This is a genomic window from Allobosea sp. TWI1241, assembly GCF_039673065.1.
Taxonomy (GTDB): Bacteria; Pseudomonadota; Alphaproteobacteria; order Rhizobiales; family Beijerinckiaceae; genus Allobosea.
This window is the reverse complement of the sequence record NZ_JBDJKW010000005.1, coordinates 243,728-269,393: the sequence shown is the minus strand read 5'-3', so window position 1 is coordinate 269,393 and position 25,666 is coordinate 243,728. Positions and strand designations below refer to the sequence as shown.

Annotated in this window: 22 protein-coding genes and 1 pseudogene; 11 read left to right on the top strand and 12 right to left on the bottom strand. The window is 70.2% G+C overall.

The genetic code is table 11. From position 1 onward, the window contains the following. The first annotated feature begins 184 nt into the window (after positions 1-184). Positions 185-520 (top strand): DUF1491 family protein, encoded by a 336-nt coding sequence (locus tag ABE438_RS09455; protein WP_346502341.1) that lies wholly within the window; start codon positions 185-187, stop codon positions 518-520. Positions 521-559: 39 nt separating this feature from the next. On the opposite strand, the gene ABE438_RS09450 is transcribed toward ABE438_RS09455, so the two are convergent. Then, positions 560-1,690 (bottom strand): DUF2336 domain-containing protein, encoded by a 1,131-nt coding sequence (locus tag ABE438_RS09450; RefSeq protein WP_346502340.1) that lies wholly within the window; start codon positions 1,688-1,690, stop codon positions 560-562. Between the two features lie 373 nt (positions 1,691-2,063). On the opposite strand from ABE438_RS09450, the gene ABE438_RS09445 reads away from it, so the two are divergent. After that, complete coding sequence (locus ABE438_RS09445) at positions 2,064-2,825, top strand: hypothetical protein (protein WP_346502339.1); 762 nt, start codon at positions 2,064-2,066, stop codon at positions 2,823-2,825. A 7-nt stretch (positions 2,826-2,832) separates the two neighbouring features. Here ABE438_RS09445 and ABE438_RS09440 read toward each other — a convergent pair whose 3' ends face one another. The 7 genes from ABE438_RS09440 to ABE438_RS09410 form a co-directional block, all read right to left on the bottom strand. Continuing rightward, positions 2,833-3,480: a DUF1254 domain-containing protein gene (locus ABE438_RS09440; RefSeq protein WP_346502338.1), complete on the bottom strand. Its 648-nt coding sequence runs from the start codon at positions 3,478-3,480 to the stop codon at positions 2,833-2,835. After that, complete coding sequence (locus ABE438_RS09435; protein ID WP_346502337.1) at positions 3,477-4,052, bottom strand: DUF1214 domain-containing protein; 576 nt, start codon at positions 4,050-4,052, stop codon at positions 3,477-3,479. The genes ABE438_RS09440 and ABE438_RS09435 overlap by 4 nt, the downstream gene beginning before the upstream one ends. 75 nt (positions 4,053-4,127) lie before the next feature. Then, complete coding sequence (locus ABE438_RS09430) at positions 4,128-6,359, bottom strand: transglycosylase domain-containing protein (RefSeq protein WP_465248590.1); 2,232 nt, start codon at positions 6,357-6,359, stop codon at positions 4,128-4,130. Positions 6,360-6,535: 176 nt separating this feature from the next. Next, entirely contained in the window at positions 6,536-7,312 is a 777-nt protein-coding gene (locus ABE438_RS09425; protein WP_346502335.1) for a class I SAM-dependent methyltransferase, read from the bottom strand. 55 nt (positions 7,313-7,367) lie between these two features. Beyond that, positions 7,368-8,162, bottom strand: coding sequence for an ABC transporter ATP-binding protein (locus ABE438_RS09420; protein WP_346502356.1), 795 nt, complete (start codon positions 8,160-8,162; stop codon positions 7,368-7,370). Beyond that, positions 8,159-9,235, bottom strand: coding sequence for a FecCD family ABC transporter permease (locus tag ABE438_RS09415; protein ID WP_346502334.1), 1,077 nt, complete (start codon positions 9,233-9,235; stop codon positions 8,159-8,161). The genes ABE438_RS09420 and ABE438_RS09415 overlap by 4 nt, the downstream gene beginning before the upstream one ends. After that, positions 9,232-10,374 (bottom strand): ABC transporter substrate-binding protein, encoded by a 1,143-nt coding sequence (locus tag ABE438_RS09410; protein WP_346502333.1) that lies wholly within the window; start codon positions 10,372-10,374, stop codon positions 9,232-9,234. The genes ABE438_RS09415 and ABE438_RS09410 overlap by 4 nt, the downstream gene beginning before the upstream one ends. Before the next feature lie 180 nt (positions 10,375-10,554). Between ABE438_RS09410 and ABE438_RS09405 the strand changes: the two genes are divergently transcribed. Both ABE438_RS09405 and ppdK read left to right on the top strand, forming a co-directional pair. Further along, complete coding sequence (locus tag ABE438_RS09405) at positions 10,555-11,049, top strand: YcgN family cysteine cluster protein (protein ID WP_346502332.1); 495 nt, start codon at positions 10,555-10,557, stop codon at positions 11,047-11,049. Between the two features lie 154 nt (positions 11,050-11,203). Further along, entirely contained in the window at positions 11,204-13,888 is a 2,685-nt protein-coding gene (gene ppdK / locus ABE438_RS09400; RefSeq protein WP_346502331.1) for a pyruvate, phosphate dikinase, read from the top strand. An 18-nt stretch (positions 13,889-13,906) separates the two neighbouring features. Here ppdK and ABE438_RS09395 read toward each other — a convergent pair whose 3' ends face one another. Next, positions 13,907-16,654: a bifunctional diguanylate cyclase/phosphodiesterase gene (locus tag ABE438_RS09395; protein ID WP_346502330.1), complete on the bottom strand. Its 2,748-nt coding sequence runs from the start codon at positions 16,652-16,654 to the stop codon at positions 13,907-13,909. Between the two features lie 304 nt (positions 16,655-16,958). Between ABE438_RS09395 and ABE438_RS09390 the strand changes: the two genes are divergently transcribed. The 4 genes from ABE438_RS09390 to ABE438_RS09375 all read left to right on the top strand — a co-directional run bounded on the left by ABE438_RS09390 (position 16,959) and on the right by ABE438_RS09375 (position 19,416). Next, positions 16,959-17,168, top strand: a complete 210-nt coding sequence (locus tag ABE438_RS09390) for a cold-shock protein (RefSeq protein ID WP_346502329.1) — start codon at positions 16,959-16,961, stop codon at positions 17,166-17,168. A 191-nt stretch (positions 17,169-17,359) separates the two neighbouring features. Further along, positions 17,360-18,787: a DEAD/DEAH box helicase gene (locus tag ABE438_RS09385; RefSeq protein WP_346502328.1), complete on the top strand. Its 1,428-nt coding sequence runs from the start codon at positions 17,360-17,362 to the stop codon at positions 18,785-18,787. An 83-nt stretch (positions 18,788-18,870) separates the two neighbouring features. Continuing rightward, the gene (gene infA / locus ABE438_RS09380; protein ID WP_346502327.1) at positions 18,871-19,140 is read left to right on the top strand and encodes a translation initiation factor IF-1; all 270 of its coding nucleotides are present in this window, start codon (positions 18,871-18,873) and stop codon (positions 19,138-19,140) included. A gap of 6 nt (positions 19,141-19,146) precedes the next feature. After that, complete coding sequence (locus tag ABE438_RS09375; protein ID WP_346502326.1) at positions 19,147-19,416, top strand: hypothetical protein; 270 nt, start codon at positions 19,147-19,149, stop codon at positions 19,414-19,416. 111 nt (positions 19,417-19,527) lie between these two features. Here ABE438_RS09375 and ABE438_RS09370 read toward each other — a convergent pair whose 3' ends face one another. Continuing rightward, complete coding sequence (locus tag ABE438_RS09370; protein WP_346502325.1) at positions 19,528-20,109, bottom strand: hypothetical protein; 582 nt, start codon at positions 20,107-20,109, stop codon at positions 19,528-19,530. Between the two features lie 288 nt (positions 20,110-20,397). Beyond that, positions 20,398-20,826, bottom strand: coding sequence for a hypothetical protein (locus tag ABE438_RS09365; RefSeq protein WP_346502324.1), 429 nt, complete (start codon positions 20,824-20,826; stop codon positions 20,398-20,400). Between the two features lie 649 nt (positions 20,827-21,475). Here ABE438_RS09365 and ABE438_RS09360 point away from each other — a divergent pair. Then, positions 21,476-21,760 (top strand): hypothetical protein, encoded by a 285-nt coding sequence (locus ABE438_RS09360; RefSeq protein WP_346502323.1) that lies wholly within the window; start codon positions 21,476-21,478, stop codon positions 21,758-21,760. A 62-nt stretch (positions 21,761-21,822) separates the two neighbouring features. On the opposite strand, the gene ABE438_RS09355 is transcribed toward ABE438_RS09360, so the two are convergent. After that, a complete protein-coding gene (locus ABE438_RS09355; protein WP_346502322.1) occupies positions 21,823-23,094 on the bottom strand; it encodes a cell wall hydrolase in 1,272 nt (423 codons plus the stop codon). Positions 23,095-23,332: 238 nt separating this feature from the next. On the opposite strand from ABE438_RS09355, the gene ABE438_RS09350 reads away from it, so the two are divergent. After that, positions 23,333-24,571, top strand: coding sequence for an MFS transporter (locus ABE438_RS09350; RefSeq protein ID WP_346502321.1), 1,239 nt, complete (start codon positions 23,333-23,335; stop codon positions 24,569-24,571). A 106-nt stretch (positions 24,572-24,677) separates the two neighbouring features. Further along, positions 24,678-25,663 (top strand): annotated as a pseudogene (gene acuI, locus ABE438_RS09345) (acrylyl-CoA reductase (NADPH)). Positions 25,664-25,666: the final 3 nt, after the last annotated feature.

The following is a 25,666-nucleotide window of genomic DNA, read 5'->3' as shown; positions in this document are numbered from 1 at the left end:
ATGCCGCCCCGCGCGAGGCGGCGCCGCGCCCGGCCGCCGCGATCCCGGCGCGTCAGGTCCAGCCGGCGGCTGCGCCGTCGCGGCCGGCGCCAGCCCGCGATCCGATCGCCGATCTGATCAACGGCACCGACTTCCGCCCGCCGGCCGAGATCCGCGGCCGCGCTCCGGGCCGCTGAGCCCGATCTTGGCCCGCCTGACCAGCGATTTCTGGGTGTCGGCCTGGCTGCGCCAGGCGGCGCATGACGGCCTCGTCGCGGTGCTGCGCCGCCGCGGCGCGCAGGAGGCCGGCGCGATCTTCGTCAAGCTCGACAGGCTGGACGGCACGGCGCGGCTCTACGGCCCCGCGCCGCAGGCGCTGGCCGAGGACGATGGCGAGCGGCGCTTCCAGATGCTTCTCGAGGCCGATCCGCTGACGGTCGAGGATCGCGTCGCGACGGAAGTGCGCTTCGACGGCGATCTCTGGCTGGTCGAGATCGAGAACCGCGCCGGCGATCCGCGCATCCCGCTCGCCGCGGATTGAGCGGGCGCAGTCGCGGCGCCTAGCCTCGAAAATCCGCTCTCAGCCGCGCCCGCCGAGCCGGCGCGAGATCTCCGGGCCGGCGCTGCGCGCAGCAGCGCGCTCGCCGCTGGCGCGCGCCGGGGTGCCGCTCGGGTCCATTGCCGGCTGGAGGGCAGGGCGCTGGGTCTCCTCCTCGCTCAGCCCGCCGATCTGGAGCGCCAGACGCCGCGCCACGCCCGGCGTCAGCATGCGCATCAGCTCCACCAGCCCGTAGATGCGGTTGACCGAGCGCGCGGTGTCGTCGCCAAGGCCGATCAGGAAGCGCGTCGCGGCCTCGGGGCTGGCGCCGCAGGCGATCAGCGTCAGGGCCGAAAGCTGGCGGGTCTGGTCCTGCGCCAGCCTTTCGGCGAAGGCGGGGCCGGCGCCGAACAGGGCGGCCAGCCGGGCGAAGCCCTCGGCCTGATCGGTCATCGCCGCCGCCGCAAGTTCGGTCAGCTCCTCGGCCGAGGCGGCCGAGGCGGCCGGGCGGCGGGGCGCCGGGCTGACGCCCTCGATCGCGGCCGTGGCATCGACCATCGCCAGCCGGCGTGCCAGGCTCGCCTGGAGGAAGAGCGGCGTGAGCGCGTTGGCCGGCAGGTCGACCCGGCCCAGGATCGCGGCGCCGAGCGCGGGGCGTCCTGTGGCGCGCGGCACCAGCAGGTCGAGCGCCGCCCGCGGCAGCTCGACGGCCGTGTTCGCCACCAGCGTCTGGTCGATCAAATCGTCATCGGCCCCGGCGAGCAGGGCGCAGGCGGCCGCGGTCAGGTCGGGCCGTGCGGCGAGCGCGCGCCTGGCGTCGAGATTGCCGTCGGCCGCGATCTCCTCGATCTCGGCCGGGGCCAGCGGCATACCGTGGCGGATCAGCATGGCGAAGACCGCGCCGCCATGGGCGCGCAGCGCGCACAGCACCTCGGGCGGCACGGCCGGCCAGCCCGCCAGCCTGCGGGCGAGCACCAGCGCGCTCGCCTCGTCGAGGCCGGGAATCAGCGCCGCCGCCATGTCGCGGAACACGGCGATGTCGGCCGGCGGCGGATTGGCGGTCGACATCAGCAGGTCGGCCTTCACCCGCAGCGCGACATGGCGCAGATCCGGGCCGCCATCGCTGGCGAGCCGGGCGAGCTGCGCGAGATCGGCTGCAATTTTCGACGGCATGGCGAGCCCCGGGGCGGGAAACGAGCGAACTTTCTGCTGATTAGACCGGATCCGTTAGCACTGCGTTAACCATCGACCCCTCCAGATGGTTTTGCGGATGGCGATGCGGGTTGGCGCAGACGAGCCCGGCCCCGACGCTTTCGCGATATCGACGCAGGCGCCAACAGGGGAGGCGCATCATGGCAGACGTGATTCCTTTCGCGCAGCGCAGGCGCTTTTCCCGGTCCGTGAGGCCCGGCGACGGGGTGACCGGCCAGATTCTCTTCTTCACCGGCGTGCGCTACGAGCGGCAGGCCGAGGCGCCCGCGCAGAAGCCCGGCCGGCGGCCGCGGCCGGCGGGCGGCCGGAGCGAGACGCGCAGCAGGCGGCCGGGGTGAGACGCGCCGGCCTACCGGCGGTCCTGACCGGATTCCTTCTCGCCGGCTGCAGCACGGCCGGCGATTTCGGCCGGCCGGCGCCCAGCGTCTTCGACGACCTGCTGTCGAGCGCGGGAACGGTCTCGGCCGCCGCGCGTGGCGAGGCCGCCTCCTGGTTCCACCTCACCGACGACGAGCAGCGCCTGCGGGACCGGGCCTGGCGGCTGGTCATGCCCTCGCACGAGCGCAACCATGTCGAGCGGCTGATCTCCGATTTCGCCCATCGGCGCATTCTGCCGGCCGAGGCCCAGTCCGGCGCCGTCGCCGATTATCATCGGGCGCTGGTCGGCGGCTCCTTCGCCTCGCAGGCTTCGCGCTACAACCGCCTCGCCGACGACGCGCTCTCCGACCGCGAGCTGATCGGCGAGTTCCATGCAACCGCGCTGCGCGTCATCGCCGCCGACCGGGCAAGGCTGCGCACCATGGAAGCCTCGCCCCGCATCGCGCCCGAGCGGCGCGACCCGGCTTATGACCGCGTCGTCGAGAACGAGGGCATAATGCTCTGGGTCTGCGAGCGCATGGGCTTCCGGCTGGCGAGCTATCGCTATGCGCTCGACAATCTCGTGGTCGAGATGCCGTCGCGCGATGCGGTTCGCGCTGAGCGGGCTATCATGGCGCTGGAGGCGGCGATCGGCCCGGCCTGCCGGCTGCCGCTGATCGGCGTGTTCCGCGACGGTGGCGCCGGGCGCTCGGAGCGCCCGGTCAGCTACAAGGGCTGAAGCCTGCTCAGTCGGCGAGGCCGCAGGCCACCGCCGTCGCCAGCGCTTCCGCCTCGCCGCGATCATAGGGATGGCGGGCCATCACGCGGGCCACGACCAGCCCCTGCGTCGCGTCGGAGACGATGCGCAGTTCGCGTGCGGTCTCGCCGTCCTCGTCGCGGGCGAGGCGCTCGTCATATTGCTCCTGCGTCATCACCACGAATTCGAGCACGCCGCGAATGGCGGCCCGGTCGGTCACGGCGTAGATCACGCCGCCGCCGTCGCGGTGGAGCGTCAGCCCGAGCGGCAGCGTGCCGGCGCGGGCGGCCACCCGCAGCGGCCCGTGCGACAGGTCGAAGGCGCAGACCGCGGTGGCGCTGTTGGGGTCGGCGTCGCGCATCGCCGGCAGGCCTTCGGGAGGCGGGGTCACCAGCGTCGCGTGCCCGTCCTGGCCGAGCCCGGCATAGCGCGTCGCCGCGTCGTGCACGGCGAGGCGCGGGATCAGCAGGACGGTGACGATGTGCACGATGCCGGCCAGCACCAGCCCCATCAGCGTCAGCAGCACGAGGCGCTTCACGCCGAGGCCGAGCCAGGCCAGCCAGCCGGGGCGCGGCAGCCGCCAGGGCTGGCGCGCCTGCGCCGGGGCGCGGCCGGGCGTGGCGGGCGCGGCGCTCATCGGCAGTCGATCCGGGCGATGCGTGGCAGCGCCTCGCGCCGCAATTCGGCGGCGTGGCTCGAAATCGGCGTGTCGTAGAGGCGCAGCCGCAGCCGGAAGCCGCCGGAGGCGGGCAGGGGCAGCCAGTTGCCCGGCTCGGCACCCGTCGCCGCGACGATCGACAGCGCGCCGTCCTCGCCCCGGACGATCTCGGCATCGGTGAAGCCGCCGCGCGGCACCGCGGTGGCGAGCGTCTGCCCGGCTGCGTCGGTCGCGATCAGCGACCAGCCGCGGGCCGGCGGCGTCGTGCCGGTGATCGCATAGCGGCAGCGCGCGTCGAGCGCGCGCCCGTCATCGTCACGCTCGGCCAGCAGGTCGAGCCCCTCGCCGGCGCCGAGCGGCAGATGCGGCCCGCGGGCGAGATAGGCGCGCATATAGGGATCGCTGTCGCGGGCGCCGCTCTTGGGCCACACCGACCAGGCGCCGATCTCGGCCCGGCCGATCCACGGCCGCCCGGCTACGGCGTAATGCGCCGAGGCGAAGCCGAGCCCGGCGCCGAGCGCGATCACATAGGCCAGTTCGAGAACGCGCATGGCGGCTGGTTCGGTCGCTTCCTGATGCTTCGCGGCTATCTTAGGCCGAGACGGGCGCTGGCGGAACCGTCGCCCTCAGCGGATGCGGGCGCTGGGCGGCGGCATCTCGGTGATTCCGGCCTGGCGCGGCGCGCGCGGTGCCTCGCCGGCCTCGACCGCCTTGAACATCGAGCCGACCGCCGAAAGCACCTCGAAGGACTGGCGCGGCATGTGCGCGGAGGCGCCGGCCGGCCGCGCCGGCCCGGCCGCCCTGGCGATGGTCGCCTTCGGATCGCTGGCTGGCGTCAGCCCCGGCAGCGGCCGGATCTCCAGCCCCTGATGCGCCACGCTCATGATCTCCTTCCAGACCATGGCGGGCAGGGCGCCGCCGGTGAGGTTGGCCGTCTCGGAGGAGTCGTCGTTGCCGAACCAGACCGCGCCGACGAGGTTGCCGGTGTAGCCGACATACCAGGCGTCCTTGTAGCCGTTGGTGGTGCCTGTCTTGCCGGCGCTGACGATGCCGTCCAGCGCCGCGCGCCGGCCGGTGCCGGAGGTCGGCACGGTGGAGAGCATCTGGTTCATCTCCATCGCGACCTGGGCGCTCAGCACCTGCGCCGGCGGCGGCTCGTCGCGGTCGTGGCGATATATCACCTCGCCCTGCGAGTTGCGGATCTCGATCGCCGCATAGGGCGCCGCCCGCCGCCCGCCATTGGCGAACACCGAATAGGCCGCCGCCTGGTCGATCACCGTGACCTCGGCCGCGCCGATTGGCAGCGAGACCGTGTCGTTGAGCGGCGTGGTCAGGCCCATGGCGCGCGCGGTCTCGACGATCTTCATGCGGCCGATGCGGGCGGCCCGCGCCTGGTGCGTCTCGCCGGTGGCGCGCCCGATCGCGATCGACATCTGCACCGGGATCGTATTGATAGACTTCGCCAGCGCCACAGTCAGCGGCATCGAGCCGGAGAAGGAGCGCCCGTAATTGTTCGGGCACCAGTTGCCGATGCAGACCGGGCGGTCGGTGACGATGGTCGAAGGCTTGTAGAGCCCGGCGCTCATCGCCGCCGCGTAGACATAGGGCTTGAAGGACGAGCCCGGCTGGCGAAGGCTCGCGGTGGCGCGGTTGAACTGGCTCGTGCCGTAGTCGCGCCCGCCGACGATGGCGCGCACCGCCCCGTCGGGGTCCATGACCACGGTCGCCGCCTGCCGGACGCGATAGGCCTGACCATGCTGGCGCAGCAGGGATTCGATCGTCTCGTCGGCCTGTTTCTGGATCACCGGATCGTGCGGCGTCTTCACGGTGAGGACGCGCTCGGGGCCGATGCGGCCCTCGTCGGCCAGCTTGCGGATCTCGTCGAAGGCCCAGTCGAGATAATAGTCCGGGCTGCTCTCGCGCCGCCGGTCGACCGGCTTTGCCGGGTTGCGCCGGGCGGAATCGATCTGGCCCGCGGTCATGAAGCCGGCATCGACCATGGCGCCGAGCACGTCGTTGGCGCGGGCGCGCGCCGCCGGCAGGTTGACGTGCGGGGCGAACCGCGTCGGCGCCTTGAACAGCCCGGCCAGCATCGCCGCCTCAGCCAGGGTGATGTCCTTGGCCGACTTGCCGAAATAATACTCCGCCGCCGCCGCCACGCCGAAGGTGCCGCCGCCCATATAGGCGCGGTCGAGATAGAGCTTGAGGATCTCGTTCTTGGTCAGCCGGTATTCCAGCCAGAGCGCCAGGAAGGCTTCCTTGATCTTGCGGTCGAGCGAGCGCTCGTTGCTGAGGAAGAGGTTCTTGGCGAGCTGCTGGGTCAGTGAGGAGCCGCCCTGGACGACGCCGGAGGCGCGCGCATTCACCGTCACCGCCCGGAAGGTGCCGATCACGTCGATGCCGAAATGCTCGTAGAAGCGCCGATCCTCGGTGGCGAGCACCGCCTTGATCAGATGGTCCGGCAATTCCTCCAGCTTCAGCGAGTCGTCATGGCGCGCGCCGCGATGGCCGAGCTCGGAGCCGTAGCGGTCGAGGAAGGTGACCGCGAAGACCTGGTTGCGCAGCAGCTCCTCGCGCCCTTCGCGGAAGGCGGGGATGGCGAGCAGCAGCAGCAGGATCGCGCCGGCGATGCCGACGTTCAGCCCCTCGCTGGCAAATTCGGTGGCGAGCCGGCGCGGACCCGAGACGGTCAGCCGGTCGGTGATGCTGCGCAGGCGCTCATAGGCGTCGGAGAGGCGCCGCCCGGCGGCGTAGAGCGTGTCGTCCAGCCAGGAATCCGCCGCCAGCGCGGCGCGCTTCAGCCTGACGGTCCAGCGAGGCTTTCCGAACTCGATCACCGACGCAGACACCCCGCCCATGCCGGACCGGCGGTCACGGCGTCGGGCTGGCCCGATCACGGCCGCCCGCTGTTCCAGATAAGCCCCGCTTCATCCTAACGAAAGATGAGGCGGGGGGACAGCGGGCGTCCGAGCAGCATTTCGGGCCAGCGGCACCTGTGCCGTTCCGGGACGGCAAGGGTGCACGGCCGGCCGGTTCAGCCCTTGGTCGCCAGCAGCGCGAAGCGGGTCGCGGCCCCGATCCTGAGCGCGTCGGCCAGCGGCGCGTTGCGCTGCATCGCGCGCAGCACCGGCGTGTAGTTCGCCGTCTCGATCCGCGCGAAGCCGGCCTCACGCAGCATGGCGGCGAGGCGTTCGAAGGTCAGCCCGTCGCGGAAGTGGAAGCGTCGCGCGATCGAGTCGAAGCTCTCGCGGTCGCGGACATGCTCGTCCCCCTTCGGCGCCAGCAGGCTGCCGGCCTTGTGCATCAGCCGCTGCAGCCAGGTCCGTGTCATCCAGTTGCCGTCGACGATCAGCAGCCGGCCGCCGGGCTTCAGCACCCGGAACCATTCGGCGAAGGCGGCCTGCGGGTCGGTCAGCGTCCAGACGAGATGGCGGGTGACCAGCGCGTCATAGCTCGCATCGTCCTCGAGCAGGCGCTCGGCGTCGCAGGCGACGAAACGCGCCTGCCGGCCGAGCTTGGCGCGGGCCAGCGCCAGCATGTCGTCGGAGAAGTCGATGCCGGTGACGCGGTGGCCCAGCCCGAGCAGGGCGCGCGAGATCTCGCCGGTGCCGCAGGCGAGGTCGAGGACGGTCAGAGGCTCAGCGCCGAGCGAGCGGCGCAGGAAGGCCTGCATCGCGGTGAGCTCGGCCGGCGAGCGGAAGGCGTGGCCGACCTGGCTGTCGAAGTTCGCCGCCCGCTTCGACCAGTAGGCGCGGATCTCGTCCTTCAGGGTGTAGTTCGCGCCATGGGCGCGCGTCGCGTCGTCATTCATGCCGTGCCGCCCGTGACATCCCGCCGTCCTGCGAGCGGCTCCAGAACCACGCCGCTCAGCCGGCCGCAAGCGCCGGGGCGAGGGCGGCGTCGCTCCGCGGCCGCCGCGCCGAGCCCTGCACCACCACGAAGGGCGCCTCGGCGTCGCTGACGTCGACGCGGGCGACGACGCCGTAGACTTCCTCCAGCAGCGCCGGGGTGATGATCTCGCGCGGTTCGCCGAAGGCGACGAGACGCCCGCCGGCCAGCACCAGCACCTTGTCGGCGATACGCAGCGCCTGGTTCAGGTCGTGGATGGCGATCAGCACGCAGATCGACTGCTCGCGGGCGAGTCGCGTCACCAGGCTCAGCACCTCGAACTGGCGGTGCAGGTCGAGCGCGCTGGTCGGCTCGTCGAGCAGCATGATCTCGGGCCGGCGCACCAGCGTCTGGGCGATCGAGACCAGCTGGCGCTGGCCGCCGCTGAGCTCGCCGAGGCCGCGGAAGGCCAGCTCTGCGATATCGAGATCTGCCAGCGCCTTGTCGATCGCCTCCAGCTCCTCGTCGCCGACGCCCCAGGCGCCGCCCTGCTTGCGGGCGAGTAGGATCGACTCGTAGACGGTCAGCACCGCGTTCACCGCGCTGTCCTGCGGCAGGTAGCACGGCGCCTTGCCGGTCTCGCTGGCGACATGGACCGTACCGGTGCCGGCGATCAGCCCGGCGATGCGACGGAACAGGCTCGACTTGCCGGCGGCGTTCGGCCCGATCACGGCGATGACCTCGCCGCCCTTCATCTCCGGCGTGGTGATGCCGGCGAGGATGGCGCGCTTGCCATAGGCGATGCCGACATCCTCGAGCGCGAGGCGCTTCACCATGACCGTCTCCTGTTGGTGAGGATCAGGCTGAAGAAGAACGGCACCCCGACCAGCGCCGTCACGATGCTGATCGGGAAGATCAGCCCCGGGATCAGTGTCTTGCTGACCACGGAGGAGGCCGAGAGCAGGGCAGCGCCCGCCAGCGCCGAGGCCGGCATGAAGAAGCGCTGGTCCTCGCCGATCACCATGCGGGCGATATGCGGGCCGACCAGGCCGATGAAGCCGATCGTGCCGACGAAGGCGACCGGCACGGAGGCGAGCAGCGCCACCAGCAGCATGGTCTCGAGGCGCAGCCGCTTCACGTCGATGCCGAAGCTCGCCGCCTTCTCGTCGCCGAGGCGCAGCGTTGTCAGCGCCCAGGCGCGCCGCATGAACAGCGGCAGGCAGACCGCCAGCACCACGGTGGTGATCGCGAGCTTGTGCCAGTTCGCCTTGGTCAGCGAACCCATGGTCCAGAACACCACCGCGCCCAGCGCCTGCTCGGAGGCGAAGAACTGCAACAGCGAGAGCAGCGCGTTGAAGGTGAAGACCAGGGCGATGCCGAGCAGCACCACCGTCTCGGTGGTGACGCCGCGGCGCTGGCTGAGCAGGTGGATCAGCAGCGAGGCGCCCATCGCCATGACGAAGGCGTTGAGCGGCACGACATAGTCGATCGCCAGCGGCACGATCGCCACGCCGAAGACCAGCGCCAGAGCGGCGCCGAAGCTGGCGGCCGCCGAGATGCCGAGCGTGAACGGGCTCGCCAGCGGGTTGTTGAGCACGGTCTGCATCTGCGCCCCGGCGATGGCCAGCGATGCGCCCGTCACCGCCGCCATCAGCGCGACCGGCAGGCGGATGTCCCAGATCACCACGCGCAGCGCCGCCGGCACCGTCGACGGCGAGAGCAGCGCCGAGAGGACCTCGCCCGCGCTGTAGCGCGCCGGGCCGAGCATCAGGTCGACCACGAGGCAGACCACCAGCGCGACGGCGAGGCCGGCGAGGATCAGCTTGCGGCGGAAGGCGAGCGCGCGGTAGGCGCTCGCGCCGCGCTCCTGCGTCGCCGCGGCGGGCGCGGCCGAGACCAGCGTCATTTTCCGGCCCCGAGCGAGACCCACAGGCCGGGGCGATAGGGCAGCGGCAGGAAGCGCTCGTGCAGCGTCTTCATCGTCGCGTCGGGGTCGAGATCCTTGAACAGCTCCGGATGCAGCCAGGTCGCGATGCGCTGGATCGCCACGAACTGGTAGGGGCTGTTGTAGAACTGGTGCCAGATCGCGTGGACGCGGCCGTCTTTCACCGCCTGGGTCTGGGCGAAGGCCGGGCGCTTCGTCAGGTTGACCAGCTTGCGACGCGCCTCCGTCATGTCGGCGCCCTCGCCGAGCCCGACCCAGTTGCCGCCCGGCACATAGGCGTCCCAGTTGCCGCCGGTGACGATGACGACGTCGGGATTGGCGGCAACGATCTGCTCGGGATTGACCGTGCCGAAGGTGCCCGGGATCAGCGGCGTCGCCAGGTTGCGGCCGCCGGCGATCGCCGTCATCCGGCCGAAGTTCTCGTCGCCAAAGGACATGCAGCAATCGTCGGAATAGCCGCCGGCACGCTCGACCATCACCAGCGGGCGCTTCACATCGCCGGCCTTGGCGAGCACGTCGGTGACGCGGGCGATCTGCTCGGCGCGGAAGCGGATGAAGTCCTCGGCGATCTGCTCCTTGCCGAACAGCTTGCCGATCAGCCGCATCGACGGCTCGGTGTGCTCGAAGGGCTTCTCGCGGAAGTCGACATAGACCACCGGGATGCCGACCGAGGCGAGCTTCTCGACCAGCTTGGCCTCGTCGGAGGCGACCTTGGCCTCGATGTTGAGGAATAGCACGTCGGGCTTGAGCGAGATCGCCTGCTCGACGTCGAAGGCGCCTTCCTTCATGCCGCCGAAGGTCGGCAGCTTGGCGATTTCGGGATAGCGGGCGAGATAGGCCTTGTAGCTGTCCGGGTCGGCCTTGCCGAGATCGTCGCGCCAGCCGACGACGCGCTTGAACGGCGCATCGCGATCGAGCGCCGCGACGAAGTAGATCTGCCGGCCTTCGCCCAGGATGATTCGCTTCACCGGCGCCTCGACCTTGACCGTGCGGCCGATGATGTCGGTCACCGTGATCGTCTCGGCGGCGGCGGGAAGGGCGAGGCCGACGAGCCCGGCAAGGGCCGCGACGGCGCGCAGGAAGAGGCGACGTGTGTGCATCGGGAGTACTCGTCGATGATGAGGTCGCTTTCCGGATAGTAGGATATAAGTAGAGGGTCAATTTATACAGATTTGAATAAGTCTAATGAGAGAACAGATGTGTCCCTGCGTCAGTTGCGGGTGTCGGGCCGGCTCCGCGCGGGCCTTTGCCTAAGGCGTCGCCGCCGGGCATAAGCGGCCATGGCCACCGACACTCCCGACGCGATGCCGTTCTGGCGCGCCAAGACGCTCGAGCAGATGAACGCTGCCGAATGGGAGTCGCTCTGCGACGGCTGCGGGCGCTGCTGCCTCGTCAAGCTCGAGGACGAGGATAGCGGGCGCATCTTCGCGACCGATGTCGGCTGCCGCCTGTTCGACGCCGGCACCTGCCGCTGCCGCGACTATCCCAACCGCTCGACCATCGTGCCCGACTGCGTGACGCTGACGCCGCAGGAGGTGCGCAGCCTGCCCTGGCTGCCGCCGACCTGTGGCTATCGGCTCGTCGCCGAGGGCCGGGACCTGCCCTGGTGGCATCCGCTGGTCTCCGGCGATCCCGAGACGGTGGTCGCGGCCGGGATCTCGGTGCGCGGCCGCGTCCATGCCGCCGAGGACGAGATCGACGAGGAGGATCTGGTCGAGCGCGTGGTCAACTGGCCGCTGCGCTGGCCGAAGGCGGCGCGTACACCGCGCGGATGAGCGGGCGGCAATCGCTGCGTGCTCATTGATTGTTCATCCGCTTTTCGGCATGACCTCCCGGCACTGGTGCGGCGCAGCAGATGGCGCCCGCAGGTGCGAACCATTCCGGCGCGAGGGCGTTTCCGCCGTCGACGACATGGGAAGAGGCTGGGCCATGGCAGGCGAGAAGTGGGTCTACACCTTCGGTGACGGCAAGGCCGAGGGCGAGGCGGGGATGAAGAACCTCCTCGGCGGCAAGGGGGCGAACCTCGCCGAGATGAGCAATCTGGGCCTGCCCGTGCCGCCCGGCTTCACGATCACCACCGAGGTCTGCACCTGGTATTACGACAACGGCAAGAGCTTCCCGCCGGCGCTGGAGGCGCAGGTCAAGGCCGCGCTCGCCGAGATGGGGCGCCTCACCGGCAAGACCTTCGGCGACGCCGCCAACCCGCTGCTGGTCTCGGTGCGCTCGGGCGCCCGCGCCTCGATGCCGGGCATGATGGACACCGTCCTCAATCTCGGCCTGAACGACGAGACGGTCGCGGCGGTGGCGGCGGCCTCCGGTGACGCCCGCTTCGCCTGGGACAGCTATCGTCGCTTCATCACCATGTACGCGAACGTCGTGCTCGACATCGATCACGGACTCTTCGAGGAGGCGCTCGAGGACTACAAGGAGCGCAAGGGCCACCATCTCGACACCGATCTCTCGGCCGACGACTGGAAGGTGCTGGTCGGGCGCTACAAGGAGATCGTCGGCAAGCAGCTCGGCAGGGACTTCCCGCAGGATCCGCAGGAGCAGCTCTGGGGTGCGGTCGGGGCGGTGTTCTCCTCCTGGATGAACGCCCGCGCCATCAAGTATCGCGAGCTGAACGCCATTCCCGCCTCCTGGGGCACGGCGGTCAACGTCCAGTCGATGGTCTTCGGCAACATGGGCGAGACCTCGGCGACCGGCGTCGCCTTCACCCGCAATCCCTCGACCGGCGAGAACGCGCTCTATGGCGAGTTCCTGATCAACGCACAGGGCGAGGACGTCGTCGCCGGCATCCGCACCCCGCAGGATATCACCGAGGTGGCCCGCATCGCCGCCGGCTCCGACAAGCCTTCGATGGAGAAGGCGATGCCGGAGGCCTATGCCGAGCTGGTCCGGATCTACGGCATCCTGGAGAAGCACTATCGCGACATGCAGGACATGGAGTTCACCATCCAGGAGGGCAAGCTCTGGATGCTGCAGACCCGGTCCGGCAAGCGCACCGCCAAGGCGGCGCTGCGCATCGCGGTCGATCTCGCCCGCGAAGGCCTGATCAGCGAGAAGGAAGCCGTCGGCCGTGTCGAGCCCGGCGCGCTCGACCAGCTGCTGCATCCGACCATCGACACCAAGGCCGAGCGCAAGGTGCTGACCACCGGCCTGCCGGCCTCGCCCGGCGCCGCCGCCGGCGAGATCGTCTTCACCTCCGAGGCCGCCGAGGCGGCGAAGAAGGCCGGCCGGAAGGTCATCCTCGTCCGGGTCGAGACCAGCCCCGAGGACATTCACGGCATGCACGCCGCCGAGGGCATCCTCACCACCCGCGGCGGCATGACCTCGCATGCGGCGGTGGTGGCGCGCGGCATGGGCAAGCCCTGCGTCTCCGGCGCCGGCCAGATCCGGGTCGACTACGCCAACGGCACGATGAGCGTCGGCCAGACCGTGCTCAAGGGCGGCGACGTCATCACCATCGACGGCGGCAACGGCCAGGTGCTGCTCGGCGAGGTCAAGATGCAGCAGCCGGAATTCTCCGACGAGTTCCGCACGCTGATGGGCTGGGCCGACGGCCTGCGCCGCCTCAAGGTCCGCGCCAATGCCGAGACCCCGCGCGACGCCAAGGTGGCGCGCGAATTCGGCGCCGAGGGCATCGGCCTGTGCCGGACCGAGCACATGTTCTTCGACGCCGGCCGTATCCTGGCGGTGCGCGAGATGATCCTCTCCGAGGACGAGGCCGGCCGCCGCGCTGCGCTGGCCAAGCTGCTGCCGATGCAGCGGCAGGATTTCGTCGAGCTCTTCACCATCATGCACGGCCTGCCGGTGACGATCCGCCTGCTCGATCCGCCGCTGCACGAGTTCCTGCCGCAGAGCGAGGAGGAGATCGCGGAGGTCGCGGCCGCGATGGGCACCAGCCCGGAGAAGCTGCGCCGCCGGGCGGCCGAGCTGCACGAGTTCAACCCGATGCTCGGCTTCCGCGGCGTGCGCCTCGCCGTCGCCTATCCCGAGATCGCCGAGATGCAGGCCCGCGCTATCTTCGAGGCGGCGATCGCCGCCGCCAAGGAGACCGGCAAGCCGGTCATCCCGGAGGTGATGGTACCGCTCGTGATGGGCTCGCCCGAGCTCGACCTCGTCAAGGCGCGCATCGACGCCATGGCCGAGGCGGTGCGCCAGGAGACCGGCGCCGCGCTGACCTACCAGGTCGGCACCATGATCGAGCTGCCGCGCGCCGCGCTGCGGGCGGCCGAGATCGCGGCCAGCGCCGAATTCTTCTCCTTCGGCACCAACGACCTGACCCAGACCACGCTGGGCATCAGCCGCGACGACGCCGGCTCCTTCCTGGGCTCCTACACGGCGCGCGGCCTGCTCGAGGCCGATCCCTTCGTGACGATCGACCAGGAAGGCGTCGGCGAGCTGGTGCGGCTGGCGGCGGAGCGCGGCCGCAAGGCCCGGCCCGGCATCAAGCTCGGCATTTGCGGCGAGCATGGTGGCGACCCGGCCTCGATCGGCTTCTGCGAGAGCGTCGGGCTCGACTACGTCTCGTGCTCGCCCTTCCGCGTGCCGATCGCCCGCCTCGCCGCCGCCCAGGCGGCGCTCGGCGCGATCAAGGCCAAGGACGCCTGACGGCGTCCGGCGCTTTCCTCACTTGGCGATGTGAAGGGGCGGGCGCGGCAGCGCCTGACCCGTCCCGGCCGCGAGAAGCTGCGGCACCTGCGACGCCGGCTGCGGCTCGCTGAACAGGAAGCCCTGCATCTCGGTGCAGCGCTCCGCCGTCAGGAAGTCGCGCTGCGCCGCGGTCTCGACCCCCTCGGCGGTCGTCGCGATGCCGAGGCTGTCGCACAGCCCGGTTACCGCGCGGATGATGGCGCGGCTTTCCTCCTCCTCGCCGAGGCTGCGCACGAAGGAGGCGTCGATCTTGATCTTGTCGAACGGGAAGCTGCGCAGGTAGCCGATCGACGAATAGCCCGTGCCGAAATCGTCCATGGTGACGCGCACGCCCATGGATTTCAGCCGGAACAGGGTCGCGGACACCGCTTCGAGATCGGCGGTGAGCGCGTTCTCGGTGATCTCGATCTCCAGCCGCGACGGCTCGAGGCCCGAGGCCTTGAGCGCGCGGGCGGCGGCGTCCGGCAGGCCGCGCTGCGTCAGCTGGGACGGCGCGACATTGACCGCGACCTTGATGCGGTCCGGCCATTTCGCGGCGTCGGCGCAGGCGCGCGCCAGCACCCATTCGCCGATCGGCAGGATCAGCCCGATCTCCTCGGCCAGCGGGATGAACTCCGCCGGGGCGAGCAGGCCGCGCTCCGGATGGCGCCAGCGCAGCAGCGCCTCGAAACCGGTGATCTCGCGGGTCTGCGTCCGCACCTGCGGTTGGTAGAGCAGATCGAACTGCTCCTCTGCGAGCCCGCGCCGCAGCGCCAGCTCCATGGCGCGACGCGCCTGCATGCGCGCATCCATCGCCGGCTCGAAGAAGAAGAAGCGGCCGCGGCCCTCCTCCTTGGCGCGGTAGAGCGCGATGTCGGCGTTCTTCAGCCCGGTGTCCGGCTGGTCGCCCGGGCCGATCAGCGCGATGCCGATGCTCGCTCCGATCACCACCTGGTGCCCGTCGAGGTCGAAGGGCTGCGCCAGCACCTCGACCAGCCGGGCAGCCAGTGCCGCGGCGCCGTCCGGCTGCGGCACGGCACCCTGCGCGATCGCGAACTCGTCGCCGCCGAGCCGGGCGACCACGTCGCCGTCGCGGACCTGGCCGCACAACCGCTCGGTGACGGCGCGCAAGAGCGCGTCGCCGGCCGGGTGGCCGAGCGTGTCGTTGACCTCCTTGAAGCGGTCGAGGTCGATGCAGAGCACCGCCTCCGCCGGGCCGCGCCCGGTGCCGGCCGCGGCGAGCTCCAGCCGCTCGCGGAAGCTCAGCCTGTTGGGCAGACCGGTGAGGCCGTCGTGATGCGCCATATGGGCGATGCGGGCCTGCGCTTGCCGTCGCGCGTCGATATCCTCGAAGACGCCGACCCATTCGGTGATGGTGCCGCCATCGACCATCGGCGTGCCGCGGGCCCGCACCCAGCGCCACTGCCCGTCGCCGCCGGCGATCCGGAACTCGATGTCGAGCGGCAGCTGGTGCGAGCGGGCTTCCGCGAGCACAGCCGTCACCATCGGCCGGTCGGCCGGGTGAACGCTCGCTGTCCAGCCCGAGCCGAGTGCCGCCGCCTCGGGCTTGCCGGTCAGCTCGGACCAGCCGCCGGCCTCGGTCACGGCGCCGTCGCCGGTGCTGCGCCAGAACACCAGCGCGCCGAGTTTGGCGAGCGCGCGGTAGCGTCGCTCGCTCGCCGCCAGCGTCTCGGCGGCGCGCCTTTCGACCTCGGCGCTGCCGACCAGCGCGCTCTCCGCGGCGTCGAGGCTGTGCCGCAGCGCCTCGAACTCGGCGATGGGGGAGGGCGGGATCGCGCTGGCGGGGCCGGATGCGCGGCCGGCGGCGACCGCGGCGGCATGGGCCGCGAGCGCGCGGACCGGCGCCAGGATCAGCCGGGCGATCCGGCCGGCGACGAGCAGTGCGAGCAGGATGGCGAGCCCGGCGCCGACCGCCAGGCCCAGAAGCGGCTTCTGCCAGCGTGCGTCGAAGGCGGCGGAGTGTTCGCCGGCGACGACGACCCAGCCCGGCGTGCCGCGCACCTCCTGGAAGGCGAAGACGATCGGCTCGCCCTCCTTGGTCAGCGCCCGGAAGGTGCCGGAGGAGGTGCCGAGCGCCTTGAGCTTCGCCCATTCGGGCACGGGCTGGCCGATATGGCGCTCGGGATCGACGGAGCGGGCGATGACCTGGCCGGCCCCGTCGGTCACCGCGAAGAGCAGGCCGGGCGAGGCCTGCGTCCGGCTCTGCAGCGAGGTGATCAGACTGGCGGGCTCGATCGTCAGCATGGCGACGCGGGCGCGGTCGCGCTCCTGCGGGTGGGGCACCGCGATCGCGACCCGGACGCGCCCGCCGGGTTGGTGGCTGAACAGGTTGGAGACGAGCGGACGGTCCGCCCGCGCCGCCGCCCCGGCGAGATCGCCCTCCGCCGGCTCGGCGACGGCGCCGCTGCGCGGCCGGTCCTCGATCGAGATCTGCCCGTCGATCGGCAAAGGCGGCGTGGCGTTGCCGGCGGGCGCGCTGCGCGCCGTGACCCGCAGCAGCGTGACCATGCGGTTGACCTCGCCCTCGACCGCGCGCGACAGCGCCTGGGCGGTGTCGAGCAACTGGTCGGCCGAGGCGTCGCGGAAGGCGGAGCCGGCGCGCCAGACCGCTACGCAGGCCGAGACGATCACCGGCAGCAGCGCCACCAGCACGAGCGCTGTCAGGTAACGGCGCAGGGGCCGCCGGGCCGTCCGGGCCGCGGGGGCGGGCTGCTGCATGCTCATGCGTCTTCTGCTTCTCGGCTGTGTCGGGCGGCCGCAGCATCCCGACGAAAGATGTAGATTCGCCCAAGTCGGATGCTGCAATCCAGCCCGTCCGGCCGAACTGGACCCGGCTCTGGATTTCTGTTATCAAGAGGCCTGTAAGACGAGATGCGGCCGGGTTCTGGCCAATCCTCCGCGCGGTGAAACCGGTCGGCGGGCCAATTCAGATCCACCACACATCGCTACAAGATCATGGCAGGGCGTCCGCGCGCCGTGGCGTGAGTCTCACCGATACGCGGATCTGTACAAGCAGGATCGACCTTCCATGAACAAGGGCATCGTCAAGTGGTTCAACACCACCAAGGGCTACGGCTTCATCACGCCGGACGCCGGTGGCCAGGACGTGTTCGTCCACATCAGCGCTGTCGAGCGCGCCGGCCTGCGTGAGCTGCGCGAAGGCCAGAGCGTCGGCTACGAGCTGATCGCGGACCGCAAGACCGGCAAGTCTTCCGCCGGCAACCTCGTCGTCAGCTGAGGCGGACGACCTTCGGGCGGACCGCTACGGCCCGCCCGCTCACTCCGGCGGACCATGCGTCCGCCCCGTCCTCCGGTGCAGTGGCTAGCGGTTCACCGGAACGACAGATTCAGATCGACCCGATCCGGCAGGGTGCGGCGCTTCCGTTCTCCACGTGCGCCCCCTGCGGTCCGGTCCAGGAAAACCAGATTTTGACCACATTCAACGACCTCGGCCTGGCCGAGCCCCTTCTCAAGGCGCTCGCTGCCGAAGGTTACGAGACGCCCACGCCGATCCAGGCCCGGGCGATTCCCTCGATTCGCGACGGGCGTGACCTGCTCGGCGCCGCCCAGACCGGTACCGGCAAGACCGCGGCCTTCGCGCTGCCGATGCTGAACCGCCTGCTGTCCCAGCCGCGGCGGACCGCGACGCGCAGCGTGCGCGCCCTGATCCTGTCGCCGACCCGCGAGCTCGCGGCCCAGATCGAGGCGAGCATCCGCAGCTACGCCCAGTTCACCACGGTGAAGTCGCTGGTGATCTTCGGCGGCGTGCCTGTCGGCAAGCAGGTGCGCGCGCTCGGCCAGCCGGTCGACATCCTCGTCGCCACGCCCGGCCGCCTGCTCGACCTCGTCGACCAGCGCGCCGTCTCGCTGCGCGAGATTGAGTTCCTCGTTCTCGACGAGGCGGACCAGATGCTCGACCTCGGCTTCATCCACGCGCTGCGCCGCATCGCCAAGCTGATCCCCGAGAAGCGGCAGACCCTGCTGTTCTCTGCGACCATGCCGAAGCAGATCCGCGAGATCGCCGACGCCTACCTGACCGACCCGGTCGAGGTGGCGGTGACTCCGGTCGCCAGCACGGCCGAGAAGATCGAGCAGCGCGTCGTCTTCACCGAGCAGGGCCTGAAGCCGGCGCTGCTGGCCAAGACGCTCTCGGTGCCCGAGCTCGAGCGCGCCATCGTCTTCACCCGCACCAAGCACGGGGCCGACCGCGTCGTGCGCCAGCTCGGCCAGTCGGGCATTGAGGCGGCGGCGATCCACGGCAACAAGAGCCAGGGCCAGCGCGAGCGCGCACTCGGCGCCTTCCGCGACGGCTCGCTGCGCATCCTGGTGGCGACCGACATCGCCGCGCGCGGCATCGATGTCGACGGCGTCAGCCATGTCGTCAATTTCGACCTGCCGAACGTGCCCGAGACCTATGTCCACCGCATCGGCCGCACCGCGCGCGCCGGCGCATCGGGCCTGGCGATCGCCTTCTGCACGCCGGAGGAGCGGGGTGACCTCGCCGCGATCGAGAAGCTGACCAAGGTCGCGCTGACCCCGGTGGGCGACGTGCCCTATTGGGACGGCCGCACCCCGAAGAAGCAGCCCAATGGCGGCAACCGCGGCGGCCAGCAGCCCTCCGGGCAGAAGCCGCGCCGCGACGGCCGGCCGGCCGCACAGAACCGCGACCCGCGCCGCGAGCGCCCGCAGCAGGAGCGTCCGCGCGATGGTCAGGCCCAGCAGGGCCAGCCCCGCCAGACGGCCGCAACCGCGCGAAAAGACTCGCCTTCCGGCAAGGAAGGACTTGGCGGCGTCGCCTTCTTGCAGCAAAGAACGGGTCAACGACGCAGCGACAGTCACAAGCGCCGCGCGAACTGACGCGTGACGCCCGCGGGACCGGGACATCGGCGGGGGCCGAGCGGCCCGGTCCAGCAGCCGCATAGAGAATGAAGGATCGGCGAATGGCGAAGGAAGAACTGCTCGAGTTCGACGGGACGGTGATCGAAGTCCTGCCCGACGGCAACTATCGCGTGAAGCTCGACAATGATCATCTCATCCTGGCCTACGCGGCCGGTAAGATGAAGAAGAACCGCATCCGCACCATCGCGGGCGACCGCGTGGTGGTCGAGATGTCTCCCTACGATCTCGATCGCGGCCGCATCAACTTCCGCCAGAAGACCGCGGGGCCGGGCCCGATGCCGCCGCGGCCGCAGAACTTCCGCAGGCGCTGAGCGGCGATGCGCTTCAGCCGCGCCGAGCAGGTCTTCGTGGCGGCCGGCATCGGGCTGGGCGCGCTCGCCTCGCTCGCGACCAATGCGGGCTGGATCGCGCGGGGCGGGAATTTCCCGCCCTTCATCTTCGTGCTGCTGGCGCTGGCCGTCGTCGAGATCGTGGCCAGCCTGGTCGCCCGCCAGCCGCCCGGCGCGCTGTTCTCGATGCCGGCGCGCATCCTCGCCTTCGTGCTCGGCGTCGGCGTGCTGGCGCTCCTGACCGGCGGCTTGGCCTGAGCGCCGCGCGCCCGCTGTCCCAGCGCCCCTATCCCACATAAAAAAGTCCCGGCCGAAGCCGGGGCGCAGGTGGCTGTCCGTGACGACAGGAACGTTCGGAAGGGGCGTGCCTCAGTAGCCCGCCCAGTACTGCTTGCCGGGGCTGACCATCACCTGGCGATGGCGCGTGGCGTATTGCGCCGGCACGGTCTCGTGCACGACCTGCGTGGCGCGGACCATGACGCGGCGGCTGCGCTCGCCATAGACGGCGGGCACCACGTCATAGGCGACGCCGCCGGGCGAGACCTCGACGGTGCGCTGCTGCCAGCCATAGCGCGCCGGCACTTCGACCCAGCAGCCGCTCACATTGCCATAGGCGTCGCGGCTGACCTCCCAGCGCTTGCTCGCCGGCGAAATCAGAACCTTCTCCGACACGGTCTTGTAGCGCGCCGGGATATGGCGGGCGATGCGGCGCTCCGGGCGCAGCATCACGCGCTCGGACACGGTCTCGTATTCCGCCGGGACGACCCGCGAGAAGGTGCGCTCCGGGCGCACGACATAGCTCTCGGCGACGGTCTCGTAGACCGGCGGCTTCTCGACCAGCCGGTAGCAGGCGGAGCCGTTGCAGTTGCGCCCGCCGGCCTGGGCGAGGCCGGCCGTGGCGACGACGGAGGCGGCGGCGAGCGCCGCGACGGTGAGGACCCTGGATGTCATGTCTGGCGCAAACCCTGTTGCCGCGGCTCTACGGCCGCATCCATGGCGAAAGGAAGCACCAAACCCATTCGTGAACGCAAGGTTAACAACAAAACAAGGTAAAATTAACTATGCCGGGGAAGCTGCGAGACCTTGGGTGATCGCCTAGTGATCGCGCTCCTGGATGGCCGGTGTCGGCCAGTTGTTGATGTTGGGCAGGGCTTTGACGAGGTCGTCGGGATCACTGAAGTAATACAGGATATGCGACGGGCGATAATCTCCCGTGAGAAGTGCCGCCCGTCGGGAACCTCAGCGAGGAGCAGCCAGGCCGGGGCGCACATATCCCTCCGGGCCATACATGTCAGCGAGCTTGGCGCATGCACCCTTCCGCCTTTCGGCATGCGGCACACCCGCTTGAGCCGCGACGCCATCCATCACCTTCATGGTCTTCATCTGATCGATGACGCGCGCCTTGAATGCGGTGTCGGCCTTCATGTCGGCTTCCCGCAAGCCTTCAGCCTTCATCGCCCGCAGAAACGCAGCGTTCGGCATCGGCGCTATCCCGCAGCGCTCGACCAGTCCGATTACCGATCCGATTTGTCCTGCGAGTTTGAGCTGGGTTTCGGTGTAGCGCGATTGGGACTGCGCATGTGTGGCGGCGGCCAAACAGCAGAACAGCGCAAGCCCGACGACGATCGGCTTGCTCGAGCGATCTACAGACCTCACGCCCAGCATCATATCGTCCCCCGCTGAAAAATTTCCGTCTGCAGTCGGCTAGTTTCAGCCATTCTTCCGTCAGACAGCCAAATACATCCGCTCATTCTCACCGATCAGCACTATAAGCCTTCTCATCCTCTACCAGATCCTCTGGGTACGGAACCGCGGTGAGTGGCCCTGCCTGTATCAGGCAGTCCGAAGCGCGATACTGTGCGTGTGGGCCTCTGCCGGAGTCTGGGGAGCATGCGTCGGTGGCGGCATCCGTCGTTGAGACCGGCGGCAGCGCTCTTCGGGCGTGCCCACTTCGCCGAGTGCAGCGCCGCTTTACAGGCCCTTCAAGGCCGCTTCATCCTGTATTTGAACAACGAGCCCGCGGTGCGCGCGCTGTTCGCATGGGCCTCGATCAAGACAGTCGAGCTTAGTTGCGAGGCGGTAGAGCTAGAAAGATAGTGCGGGTTCAGGAAGTCAGGTCCGACGAAAGGACATAACGTGGACGGCAGCTCACTGTTTGGCCCAGCCATCGGTGCCCTGATCGCGATCGGCGGCATCCTGGTCAACAATCATCTGTCTCATAGGCGAGAGCGTGCAGTGCGCCTCTGGGACGTTCGCCGCGTCGCCTATTCAACCATCTTGCACAACCTCAAGCAGTTGCGGCACGTGTACGCCAAGCATGCTGGATTATGCGATCGAAGATGAACAGCGGTGCACCTACGGATCTGCGTATACGGACTTAGAGAAGAAGGCGTTGGAATTACGAGCTTCCCTTTCGCAAACATATGGAGAAAGCGTCCTGATTATCTCCCGTGAATTCAGTTCCGCCTTCGAGCGGTTCGACAACAACGCGGCGCGCGGTGACGACCGGACGCTGAACGACCGATTACTGCACCTTGTCGAAGCATGCGATCGGGGCGCTGCTGAACTCCGGGCTGCCGCCTTATCCGACCTTGAGGTTTAACCTTTCCGCGTGGGCTTGCAGCCTCCGCACCTGCTGCCATTTGATCTTTCGCGCTACACCCCTCACGTCTGCCCGGGGCGGAGCTTGTAGAAGACGTGGCGGCCGATCGTGTCCATTTTCTTCAGCTTGCGGGACCACTGAGGCCGCACATAGTCGGCGTGGTAATGGGTCGAGGCTCCGACATCGGCGAGGTAGGTCGTGCCCTCGTAGACCTCGCGGGCGATGCGCACCGCGTCGCGCCAGGGGCCAGGCTCGGTGATGCGCAGCGCCTTGCCTTCGCAGGCGAATGTGAACTGGCAGGCGAGATGGCGGTTGCGGTTCTGGTAGACCGTGCCGCAGACGGTGTTGGGATAGAGCCCGCTCTTCACCCGGTTGAGCACGACCTGCGCCACGGCGGCGCGGCCCTTGTCGGATTCCGAGCGCGCCTCGAAATAGACCGCCTCGGCGAGGCAGCGCTGCTCCTTGGCCATCGCGGCCGGCGCGATCAGCCCGGCATAGCTCTGGCGCTCGCCCGGCGCGGCGAGGCGCAGATCGGTCGGGCGCGGCGCCGGCACCTTGGCGACGAGGCTGCCGTTCGGCGCCGGCGGCTCGGCTCCGAAGGGCGAGGGCGTCAGCGAGGCGAGGGTGGCGTTCGCCCCGCCGCTCGCAGGCGTCGTCGAGGACTGCGCGCTGCGGTCGGAGACGAAGGGCGTCGAGCCGTCCATGCTCTCCAGAGTGAGCTCGGCCTGTCGTGCGGTGCTGAAGACGTGGGGCACGGCGGCCGGTGAAGCGTCGGACAGCGCCGGATCGGTCAGCCCCTGGTCGGGCACGATCGGCTCGAAGCCGACCTGCGGGCCGTCATAGCCCTCGGCCGCCTCCATCGAGAAACCGCCGGAGATCAGCCCGTCCTGCGGCGCGCCGAAGACGACGCTCGCCAGCTCGGTCGGCGGCGTGGCGCGGCTTAACGAAGGGCGCAGCGCCGGGAGCTGGTCGCCCTTGCCGGCGCGCTCGACGCGCGGGAAGCCGGCGGCGGTGCGCTTCATGTCCTCGCGGGGCGGGAAGGGGTTGGCCAGTGCGGCATCGCTGCGCGGCGGCTGCGAGGCGCGGCGGAACACCTCCTGCGGCAGATGGAAGGCGCTCGCGGCGACCAGGACGGACGGTCCTTCGGCGAGGGCGGAGAGCGGGCCGGGCGCCAGGCGCGCGATCGGCGAGGCAGGCACGCCGGGGTCGTCGTGGTTCTGGCCGGCGGAGGCGGTGAACGAGATCAGCATGCCGGCCGAGAGCGCCCAGGGGGCGACGGTCGACAGCGCCCAGCGCAGGCCGGGGCCACGGTTTCGCTTCGATCGCCGACGCAACTGACTCAAGGCACTCGTACCCGCAACAACCGGAGCCCTGCGCGAACCGCCTGATGCAAATTCGCGACAATCGAATCATCTCTCGTCAGGGTTGAGCGGCGGTTAACGGCGACGCTTTCGGGGCGCGGCCAGGCGCGCCCATGCATCCGCGTGATGCGCCGCTTCACCCGAACGCGATGGCGCGCGGCGTGGCGCGCGCTATAGTGCAGACACACGATTTTCTCCGGAGACCGTCGTCATGTCCGCACCCGCGAGGCGCAGCTACGCGCCGGAGATCATCGTCGCCGCCGGCTGTCTGATCGCGCTGATCAGCTTCGGCCCGCGCGCCAGTGCCGGGCTGTTCCAGATCCCGATGACGATGCAGTTCGGCTGGGGGCGCGATACCTTCGGCCTGGCGCTGGCCATTCAGAACCTGCTCTGGGGGCTGGGCGCGCCTTTCGCGGGCGCGATCGCCGACCGGTTCGGGCTGGTGCGCGTGCTCTGCGTCGGCGCGCTGCTCTACGCGGCGGGGCTGGTGACCATGGCCTATGCCTCGACGCCGATGCAACTGCATCTCGGCGCCGGCGTGCTGATCGGCTTCGGCCTCTCCGCCTGCTCGTTCAACCTGATCCTCGCCGCCTTCGGCAAGCTGCTGCCCGAGAGCTGGCGCCCGCTCGCCTTCGGCGCCGGCACGGCGGCCGGCTCCTTCGGCCAGTTCCTCTTCCCGCCGATCGGCAACATCCTGATCGAGACGCTGGGCTGGCAGCAGGCGCTGACGGTGTTCGCGCTGACGCTGCTGCCCGTGCTGCCGCTCTCGGTGATGCTGGCGACGCGCGGCACCGCGTCGCCGGCCACGACCACCAGCGCCGCCGCGCCGGTGCCGGGGCAGACGATCATGCAGGCGCTGCGCGAGGCGCTCGGCCATCGCAGCTATGTGCTGCTGGTGCTCGGTTTCTTCACCTGCGGCTTCCAGCTCGCCTTCATCACCGTGCACATGCCGGCCTATCTCAAGGATGCCGGCATGCCGGCCTGGGTCGGCGGCTGGACGCTGGCCGCGATCGGGCTCGCCAACGCGGTCGGCTCGCTCGGTTCCGGCTGGCTCTCGGCGCGCATGCCGAAGCGACATCTGCTCGCCTGGATCTATCTCGGCCGTGCGGTCGCGATTGCGGTCTTCATCATGCTGCCGCCGAGCCCTGCCTCGGCCATCGTCTTCGGCGTCGTCATCGGCATGTTCTGGCTCTCGACAGTGCCGCCGACCTCCGGGCTGGTGATGCTGATGTTCGGCACGAAGTACATGGCGATGCTCTATGGTTTCGCCTTCTTCTCGCACCAGGTCGGCGGCTTCCTCGGCGTGCTGCTCGGCGGCGTGCTCTATGAGCGCTTCGGCTCCTATGACGTGGTCTGGTGGCTCTCGGTGCTGCTCGGCGTCGCGTCGGCGGTGATCAACCTGCCGATCGTCGAGAAGCCGGTGGCCCGCCCGGTGGCGCAGCCCGCCTGAGGCGGACGAGGCCCCCCGCTCTTGCGATCGCGGCCGGGGCGAGGTCATCTGCCCTTCGGGCGCCATCGCACGGCGCCGGACCGATCCAAGGCTCAGGGAGAGACGCATGTCGAGCTTCAAGGCGCTGATCGCCACCAAGGGCGAGACGGGCACGCAGACCGCGCTCGGCAGCTTCGACGAGGCCGATCTGATGGAGGGCGACGTCACCGTCCGGGTGACCCACTCCACCGTGAACTACAAGGACGGGCTCGCGGTGACAGGCCGTGCCCCGGTGGTGCGGCGCTGGCCGATGATCCCCGGCATCGACTTCGCCGGGCGGGTCGAGACCTCCTCCCACCCCGATTTCAAGCCGGGCGACCTCGTCATCCTCAACGGCTGGGGGACTGGCGAGACCCATCTCGGTGCCTATGCCCAGAAGAGCCGCGTGAAGGGCGACTGGCTGGTGCCGCTGCCCGAGGGCATGACGCCGGCCGAGGCGATGGCGATCGGCACCGCCGGCTACACCGCCATGCTCTCGGTGATGGCGCTGGAGCGGCACGGGCTGAAGCCCTCCGACGGCCCGGCCGTGGTGACGGCGCCGCCGGCGGGGTCGGCTCGGTCGCGATCGCGCTCCTCGCCCGCGCCGGCTGGCACGTCGTCGCCTCGACCGGCCGCGCCGAGGAGGCGGAATATCTGACGAGCCTCGGTGCTGCCGAGATCATCGACCGCGCCGAGCTCTCGGCCCCGGGACGCCCGCTCGGCAAGGAGCGCTGGGCCGCCGGCGTCGACGCGGTCGGCTCGCACACGCTCGCCAATCTGCTGTCGATGACGCGCTATGGCGGTGCCGTCGCCGCCTGCGGGCTGGCTCAGGGCATGGACCTGCCGGCCTCGGTCGCGCCCTTCATCCTGCGCGGCGTCGCGCTGCTCGGCATCGATTCGGTGATGTGCCCCAAGCCGCGCCGGCTCGAGGCGTGGTCGCGGCTGGCGCGCGACCTCGATCGCGACAGGCTGGCGGCGATGACCACGACGATCCCGCTGGAGGACGTGGTCGAGACCGGCCGCGCCATCCTTGACGGCAAGGTGCGCGGCCGCGTCGTGGTCGAGATCGGCTGAGGT

Bases quoted from the DNA above. Each gene is read 5' to 3' on its own strand.
- ABE438_RS09450 (WP_346502340.1), bottom strand. From the start codon at position 1,690: ATGCCGTCGAAAATTGCAGCCGATCTCGCGCAGCTCGCCCGGCTCGCC.
- ABE438_RS09440 (WP_346502338.1), bottom strand. From the start codon at position 3,480: ATGAGCGCCGCGCCCGCCACGCCCGGCCGCGCCCCGGCGCAGGCGCGC.
- ABE438_RS09435 (WP_346502337.1), bottom strand. From the start codon at position 4,052: ATGCGCGTTCTCGAACTGGCCTATGTGATCGCGCTCGGCGCCGGGCTC.
- ABE438_RS09430 (WP_465248590.1), bottom strand. From the start codon at position 6,359: ATGGGCGGGGTGTCTGCGTCGGTGATCGAGTTCGGAAAGCCTCGCTGG.
- ABE438_RS09425 (WP_346502335.1), bottom strand. From the start codon at position 7,312: ATGAATGACGACGCGACGCGCGCCCATGGCGCGAACTACACCCTGAAG.
- ABE438_RS09415 (WP_346502334.1), bottom strand. From the start codon at position 9,235: ATGACGCTGGTCTCGGCCGCGCCCGCCGCGGCGACGCAGGAGCGCGGC.
- ABE438_RS09410 (WP_346502333.1), bottom strand. From the start codon at position 10,374: ATGCACACACGTCGCCTCTTCCTGCGCGCCGTCGCGGCCCTTGCCGGG.
- ABE438_RS09405 (WP_346502332.1), top strand. From the start codon at position 10,555: ATGGCCACCGACACTCCCGACGCGATGCCGTTCTGGCGCGCCAAGACG.
- ppdK (WP_346502331.1), top strand. From the start codon at position 11,204: ATGGCAGGCGAGAAGTGGGTCTACACCTTCGGTGACGGCAAGGCCGAG.
- ABE438_RS09395 (WP_346502330.1), bottom strand. From the start codon at position 16,654: ATGAGCATGCAGCAGCCCGCCCCCGCGGCCCGGACGGCCCGGCGGCCC.
- ABE438_RS09390 (WP_346502329.1), top strand. From the start codon at position 16,959: ATGAACAAGGGCATCGTCAAGTGGTTCAACACCACCAAGGGCTACGGC.
- infA (WP_346502327.1), top strand. From the start codon at position 18,871: ATGGCGAAGGAAGAACTGCTCGAGTTCGACGGGACGGTGATCGAAGTC.
- ABE438_RS09375 (WP_346502326.1), top strand. From the start codon at position 19,147: ATGCGCTTCAGCCGCGCCGAGCAGGTCTTCGTGGCGGCCGGCATCGGG.
- ABE438_RS09370 (WP_346502325.1), bottom strand. From the start codon at position 20,109: ATGACATCCAGGGTCCTCACCGTCGCGGCGCTCGCCGCCGCCTCCGTC.
- ABE438_RS09365 (WP_346502324.1), bottom strand. From the start codon at position 20,826: ATGATGCTGGGCGTGAGGTCTGTAGATCGCTCGAGCAAGCCGATCGTC.
- ABE438_RS09360 (WP_346502323.1), top strand. From the start codon at position 21,476: ATGCTGGATTATGCGATCGAAGATGAACAGCGGTGCACCTACGGATCT.
- ABE438_RS09350 (WP_346502321.1), top strand. From the start codon at position 23,333: ATGTCCGCACCCGCGAGGCGCAGCTACGCGCCGGAGATCATCGTCGCC.